General features: G+C 63.5%; 4 protein-coding genes. 1 reads left to right on the top strand and 3 read right to left on the bottom strand.

Going from position 1 to position 6253, the window contains the following annotated elements; all coding sequences use genetic code 11:
• From B7G66_RS12940 to zapE, 3 genes are all read right to left on the bottom strand, one after another.
• Positions 1–314, bottom strand: a 314-nt coding sequence (locus B7G66_RS12940) for a biotin/lipoyl-containing protein (RefSeq protein ID WP_048859261.1), incomplete at its 3' end; no start/stop codon positions are given.
• A 287-nt stretch (positions 315–601) separates the two neighbouring features.
• Positions 602–3466: a 2-oxoglutarate dehydrogenase E1 component gene (locus B7G66_RS12945; RefSeq protein WP_003617095.1), complete on the bottom strand. Its 2865-nt coding sequence runs from the start codon at positions 3464–3466 to the stop codon at positions 602–604.
• 380 nt (positions 3467–3846) lie between these two features.
• Entirely contained in the window at positions 3847–5058 is a 1212-nt protein-coding gene (gene zapE / locus B7G66_RS12950; protein WP_003617093.1) for a cell division protein ZapE, read from the bottom strand.
• A 271-nt stretch (positions 5059–5329) separates the two neighbouring features.
• Between zapE and B7G66_RS12955 the strand changes: the two genes are divergently transcribed.
• Positions 5330–5971: a 2OG-Fe(II) oxygenase gene (locus tag B7G66_RS12955; RefSeq protein WP_040511285.1), complete on the top strand. Its 642-nt coding sequence runs from the start codon at positions 5330–5332 to the stop codon at positions 5969–5971.
• Positions 5972–6253 lie beyond the last annotated feature (282 nt).

Here is a 6253-nt window from a genome sequence, read left to right on the forward strand (position 1 = left end):
GTGCTCAGCGGCTGGGCCTGCACGCCGGCGGCAGGTGCCGGGGCGGGCTTCGCCACGGGGGCGGCGGGCTTGCCCGTGCCGGCCTCGACCGTGGACAGGACGGTGCCGACCTCGACCTCCGCCCCTTCGGCCACCAGCAGCGGACCCAGCACACCGGCCTGCGGCGCGGGGACTTCCACGCTGACCTTGTCGGTTTCCAGTTCGGCCACCGGGTCATCGGCGGACACGGTATCACCGGGCTGCTTCAGCCACTTTGCAACGGTTGCGGTAGTTACGCTTTCACCCAGCGTCGGCACCTTGATCTCGGCAGACATTCCTATTTTCCAATCCCTTTGCCGTCCCACCCCGTATCGCGGTTATCCGCGCGCGTGACGGGACAGCGTGACAGTTCCTGACCTCAGGCCTTGTTCATATGGCGGCACGACCACCATCCGGCCTGTTAACCCTGCCCGGCCGCCATGACGGACCGGACCCTGTTCAATGCCACATGCCGCAATGTCCATGGGCTGCGTCCATGGGCAGCCTCATGGGCGATATCCATGCAACGGCGCATGGCGAAATGACCGGGCGGCGACGGGCATGCATCCCGCCGCCTGCCCTGTTACGCAACGCCGAGGGCCTTGTTGACCAGCGCGGCCTGCTCCGCAAGATGCACCTTCGCAAGACCCGTTGCCGGGCTGGCGGCGGCGATACGGCCCACATACTCGGGACGCGGGCTCTTGTGCTTGATGCTGCCCAGGACGCCCTCGATCCGGCGATCCACAAAGTCCCAGCCACCCATGTTGGCAGGTTCTTCCTGGCACCAGATGACCTTCGCGCCGGGATAGCGTGACAGTTCGTCGCCCAGCAGCTTCGCCGGGAACGGATAGAACTGTTCCAGACGCACGATCGCAACGGTATCGAGCTTGCGTTCCCGCCGTTCGGTCAACAGGTCGTAATAGACCTTGCCAGAACAGATCACGACACGCTCCACCTTCTTGGGATCGGCGATGGGATCTATTTCCCCGATCACCGGCAGGAAGGTCGTCTCCGGCCCGAAATCCTTCAGGTCAGAAACCGCCAGCTTGTTCCGCAACAGCGACTTTGGCGTCATGATGATCAGCGGCTTGCGGTAATCAAGGAACAACTGCCGACGCAGCGCGTGATAGTAGTTGGCAGGCGTGGTCAGGTTACACACACGCAGGTTATCTTCGGCGCAGAGCTGCAGATAACGTTCCAGACGGGCGGAGGAATGTTCCGGCCCCTGTCCCTCATACCCATGCGGCAGCAGCATCACGAGGCCGGACATACGCAGCCACTTCGTCTCGCCCGAGGCAATGAACTGGTCGATGATGACCTGTGCGCCGTTGGCGAAGTCACCAAACTGCGCTTCCCACAGGACCAGCGCATTCGGATCGGCCAGCGAATAGCCGTATTCGAAGCCCAGCACCCCGAATTCCGACAGCAGCGAGTTATAGATCTCGATATGCGCCTGCTGGGTGTTGATGTTGTTCAGCGGCACATAGGTGTTCTGGTTCACCTGGTCGATCAGGACGGCGTGGCGCTGGCTGAAGGTGCCGCGCTGACAGTCCTCGCCCGACAGGCGGACATGATGCTTGTCCTGAAGCAGCGCGCCAAAGCCCAGCGCCTCGCCCGTGGCCCAGTCGATTCCCTCGCCCGTTTCGAACATCTTCGCCTTGGCCTTAAGCTGGCGGATGATCTTGGGATTGGCGGTGAAATCGTCAGGCACCTTGGACAGGGCCGCGCCGATTTCGCGCAACCGGTCAATGGCGATACCCGTCTTGGGCATGGTCACGACCGCATCGACCGGCGGCGGCTTCAGCCCCTGCCACGCGCCTTCCAGCCAGTCGGCCTTGTTCGGCTTATAGCCCTGCGCCGCCTGGTACGCCGCTTCGAGCTTTTCATGGAACGCATTCCATTCGCCCTCGACCTCCGCCTCGCTCAGCACGCCTTCGCGCACCAGGCGTTCGGAATACAGGGTGCGGATGGTCGGGCGCGCCGCAATGGCCTTGTACATGATCGGCTGCGTAAAGGACGGCTCGTCCGATTCATTATGGCCGTGACGGCGATACCCCACGATGTCGATAACAACGTCGGAGGCGAATTTCTGGCGGAATTCTGCGGCAAGGCGCGCGCAGTAGACAACGGCCTCGGGCTCGTCCCCGTTGACGTGGAAGATCGGGGCCTGCACCGCCTTGGCGATATCCGTGCAGTAAAGCCCGGAAAACGCGTGGATCGAAACGGTGGTAAAGCCGATCTGGTTGTTGACCACAACATGCACGGTGCCGCCGGTGCGGTATCCGATCAACTGCGACATCGCCAGCGTTTCGTAAACGATCCCCTGCCCCGCGAATGCCGCATCGCCATGCAGCAGGATGCCCATATGGCGGCCACGCTGGTGCGGGTCGTCATCGTCCTGCGTCGCCCGCACCTTGCCGATCACCACGGGATCGACCGCTTCAAGGTGCGAGGGGTTGGGCTGGAGCGAGATATGGACCGGCGTGCCCGCGATCTCCACATCGGTGGAAGTGCCGAGATGGTATTTCACATCGCCCGACCCCTGCACGTCGTCCGGCTTGAACGATGCACCGGCGAATTCGCTGAAGATCGCGGTATAGGGCTTGCGCACGATGTTGACGAGCGTGTTGAGGCGCCCGCGATGCGGCATGCCGATCGCAACCGAACGCACGCCACCGCTTGCGGCCTGGTCAATCAGGGCATGCAGCGCGGGGATGGTGACGTCCTCGCCCTCAAGCCCGAAGCGCTTGGTGCCGACATAGCGTTTCTGGCAGAAAGATTCGAAACCTTCGGCCTGTGTCAGGTGTTCAAGGATGACCTTCTTTTCATGCGCGCTGGCGCCCTGCCGCCAGTTGTCGCCCTCAAGGCGGGCCTGCACCCACATCCGCTGTTCGGGATCCTGGATATGCATGTATTCCATGCCGATCGGACCACAATAGACCGCGCGCAATGCATCGAGCACCTGATTGATGGTCGCGGTTTCCGACCCGATCAGGCTGGCGACGATGCGGCCAAGATAGATCGGACGGTCACGGTCATTAGGGCCAAAGCCATAGGTCGCGGGATCAAGGTCGGCATGGGGCTTGGGCACCTGCAGCCCCAGCGGGTCCAGCCGCGCCTCGAGATGGCCGCGCACACGATACGCCCGGATCAGTTGCGTCGCACGCAGACTGTCATCCGCCGCCGCATGCAGGCTTTCGGCGGAAACCGTGCCGCCCGCCGGGGCGGCCACGCTTTCCTCGCCGGTGATCATGGGTGCGCGTGGCGCCCACGACGCGCCTTCGGCATCGTGCTCGATTTCCGTGCTCTGTTCATCCATTTCGGCGAACAGGGACGCGAAAGAGGGATCGACACTTTTGGGGTCCACCGCCCAGCGTGCATACAACTCGGCCAGATAGGCCGTATTGGCGCCGCTGAATGCGGTCGAAAGAATATCTACGCCCGCCATCTTGAAGACATCTCCTCACTGACGACCTTGTCGGCCGCGTTATTTGTCCGGTCCCGCATCCATGGCGCCATGTGATGGCCCCTGCCCGCAGGCCGGCTTATGGCCCTTACCCTAACGGCACCCGGCCATGGGTACCGCCATCATTCATCAAGGTCAGGATTGCTGTGGACGCATGCTGACATTTTCGTATGCACCCCCCGCAAACGGGGAAAACGCGATGAAAATACCGCCCTGCGTGGCACAATTCCGGCCCTGGGAACTTCCTCGACTACCCAAGCAAAGACCGGCCCCTTTGCCTACCGCCGCACCAGTCACAGCCACGCCATGGGCGTCACGATGGCGTGACCCTGCGCACAGGGGGCGCGGCGTTGTCACAACAGCTATGCCGACAGGTGGGGCAACTGGGCGTAGGATGCGCTTTGCATCTCCTCAAGGCGCGATGCGGTGCGTTCGAACGCCGTCGCCCCCTGCCCGCGTTCATACAGGGAATCGGGCTGGTCCCCGGCGGAGGCAAACAGCTTGACGTTCTGTTCGTACAACGCGTCGATCAGGACGATGAAGCGTCGGGCCTCGTCAAAATTATCGGGTCCCATGCGCGGCACATCGTCGATGACGAGGCTGGCAAAGCGCGTCGCAAGCGCAAGATAATCCCCCGCCCCGAGAAACCGCCCGCACAGTTCGGCAAATGTAAAGCGCGCGACCGGCCCCGCCGCGCGTTCGACCCGCAGGGTGCGGCCCATGATGTCAAGGTCAACCGCCTGTACCGGCGCGCCGGCGGCCAGGTGGGTGAAGATGGTGTCGAGTTCCGCCTTCGCCGCCGCATCGGCGGGCACGATCCATGTACGCATGCCGCGCACGCAGCCCCGGCGGTAATCACGCGGGGAATCGAGGATGACGGTATCAACCTCACGCATGATGATGTCGATGAAGGGTTTGAACGCATCCGCGCCGGGGCGGTCCTGAAACAGGTCCTCGGGCTTGGTGTTCGACGTTGCGACCACCACCACCCCGTCAGCGAACAGGAAATCGAACAGACGGCCAAGGATCATCGCATCGGCAATGTCGTTGACCTGGAATTCGTCAAAGCACAGCAGCCACGCTTCCTGCGCGATCTGGCGGGCCAGCGGCGGGATCGGGTCGGACAGGGCAGGGTCCGCCACCTTCATGTCATGGATGCGCTGGTGGACGTCCTGCATGAAACGGTGGAAATGCACCCTGCGCTTGTGCTCCACCGGGGCGAGGTCAAAGAACAGGTCCATCAGCATCGTCTTGCCGCGCCCGACCTGCCCGACCATGTAAACGCCGCGCGGGCGGGAGGGAGCGGCCTGTGCGCCACGTCCACCAAGCCCGAGGCGCGCGCGCAGCCCCCCGAACAGGCCATGCCGCGCGGTGGCCTGACGCTGCATGACCATCGGGTGGTAATCACGCAGTTCGCGCCAGAGCCGGTCAAGGCGACGGGCCGCCTTTTCCTGCTCCGGGTCGCGGTCAAGCTTCCCCGAAGCCACGCGGGCCTCATAGGTCGCAAAGGGGCCGGCACCGTCTTGCGGAACCGGCTGTGGGGGGGCGGAGGCGGTGCGAATTTCGGTGTCCATACCCAACGCCGATAATCCCTCCCCGCCGCATGGGCAAGGGCACGAAACCGCCATATATGGCCGTTAGGGGCGTTCTCTCCATCTGGTGAACACAAAGGCGGGGAAATGGAGCATTTGTGATGGACCCATCCCGGCCGCGCAACGTTCATCAGACACCATGCATCACCTCCGCCCCACCCCCAGCGGCATGCGCCTGACGATGGCCTTGCGACGTACGGCATGGCCCCTTAATCTTGGGCGCGTCCCCCTTGTCGTGGCCCCACAGGATCGCATGACCATACCCATCATCCCCGATTATGCCGCGCTGGAAAACGCCGTCGTCGCCACCGACCCGTTTCCCCACGCCATCGTGCCCCATTTCATCGGGACGCAGGATCTGCGCGCGGCGGTCGCGTCCCTGCCGGTCTTTGGCGCGGGGGGATCCTACCCGCCAAGTGCGCTGAAACTTTCACCGCTGATCCGCGACCTTGTGGCGGAACTGCAGGGACCACGGCTGCGTGACATCATCGCGGCGAAGTTCGGGCTGGACTTGCACGACGCACCGACGATGCTGACCCTGCGCGGACGCACGCGGGCGCAGGACGGGCGCATTCACCGCGACTCGGCATGCAAGCGGGTGACGGTGCTGCTTTATCTTAATGTGGACGATACCGCATGGACCCGGCACGAAGGCTGCCTGCGCCTGTTGCGCGGGGAACATGACATTGAGGATTATACCACCGAAGTCGCCCCGGTGAACGGAACGCTGCTGGTTTTCCCCAATGGCATGAACACATGGCATGGACATCGCCGGTATGTCGGCGTGCGCAACACCATACAGCTCAACTATATGACCAATGATTCGCGCGCACGGGGCGAGCTGCGTCGCCACCGGCTTTCGGCCCTGACCAAGCGCCTGCGGATCGCGGCATAACGGAGGCCATCTCAGCCATCATTTCGACATGACGCAGGGTATGATCACAGATGGTTAAGACATTACCCGCCATTTCCTTTTCACACACCATTGGACAAGGGCCCTCGCATTGAAGCGGTTTTTACGATTCCCCAAGTTTCTTGCCGTCGCGGGCGCGGCACTGACACTGGCGGCCGCTACCCTGCCCGCCGCCTCCGCGCTGGCGCAGCCGTGGCACGGGCGGGGCGGTCCACCGCCGCCGCATGGCGGGTGGCATGACAATCGCGGCAGACGTGGCGGCGG

This window comes from Novacetimonas hansenii JCM 7643, from assembly GCF_000964405.1.
Taxonomy (GTDB): domain Bacteria; phylum Pseudomonadota; class Alphaproteobacteria; order Acetobacterales; family Acetobacteraceae; genus Novacetimonas; species Novacetimonas hansenii.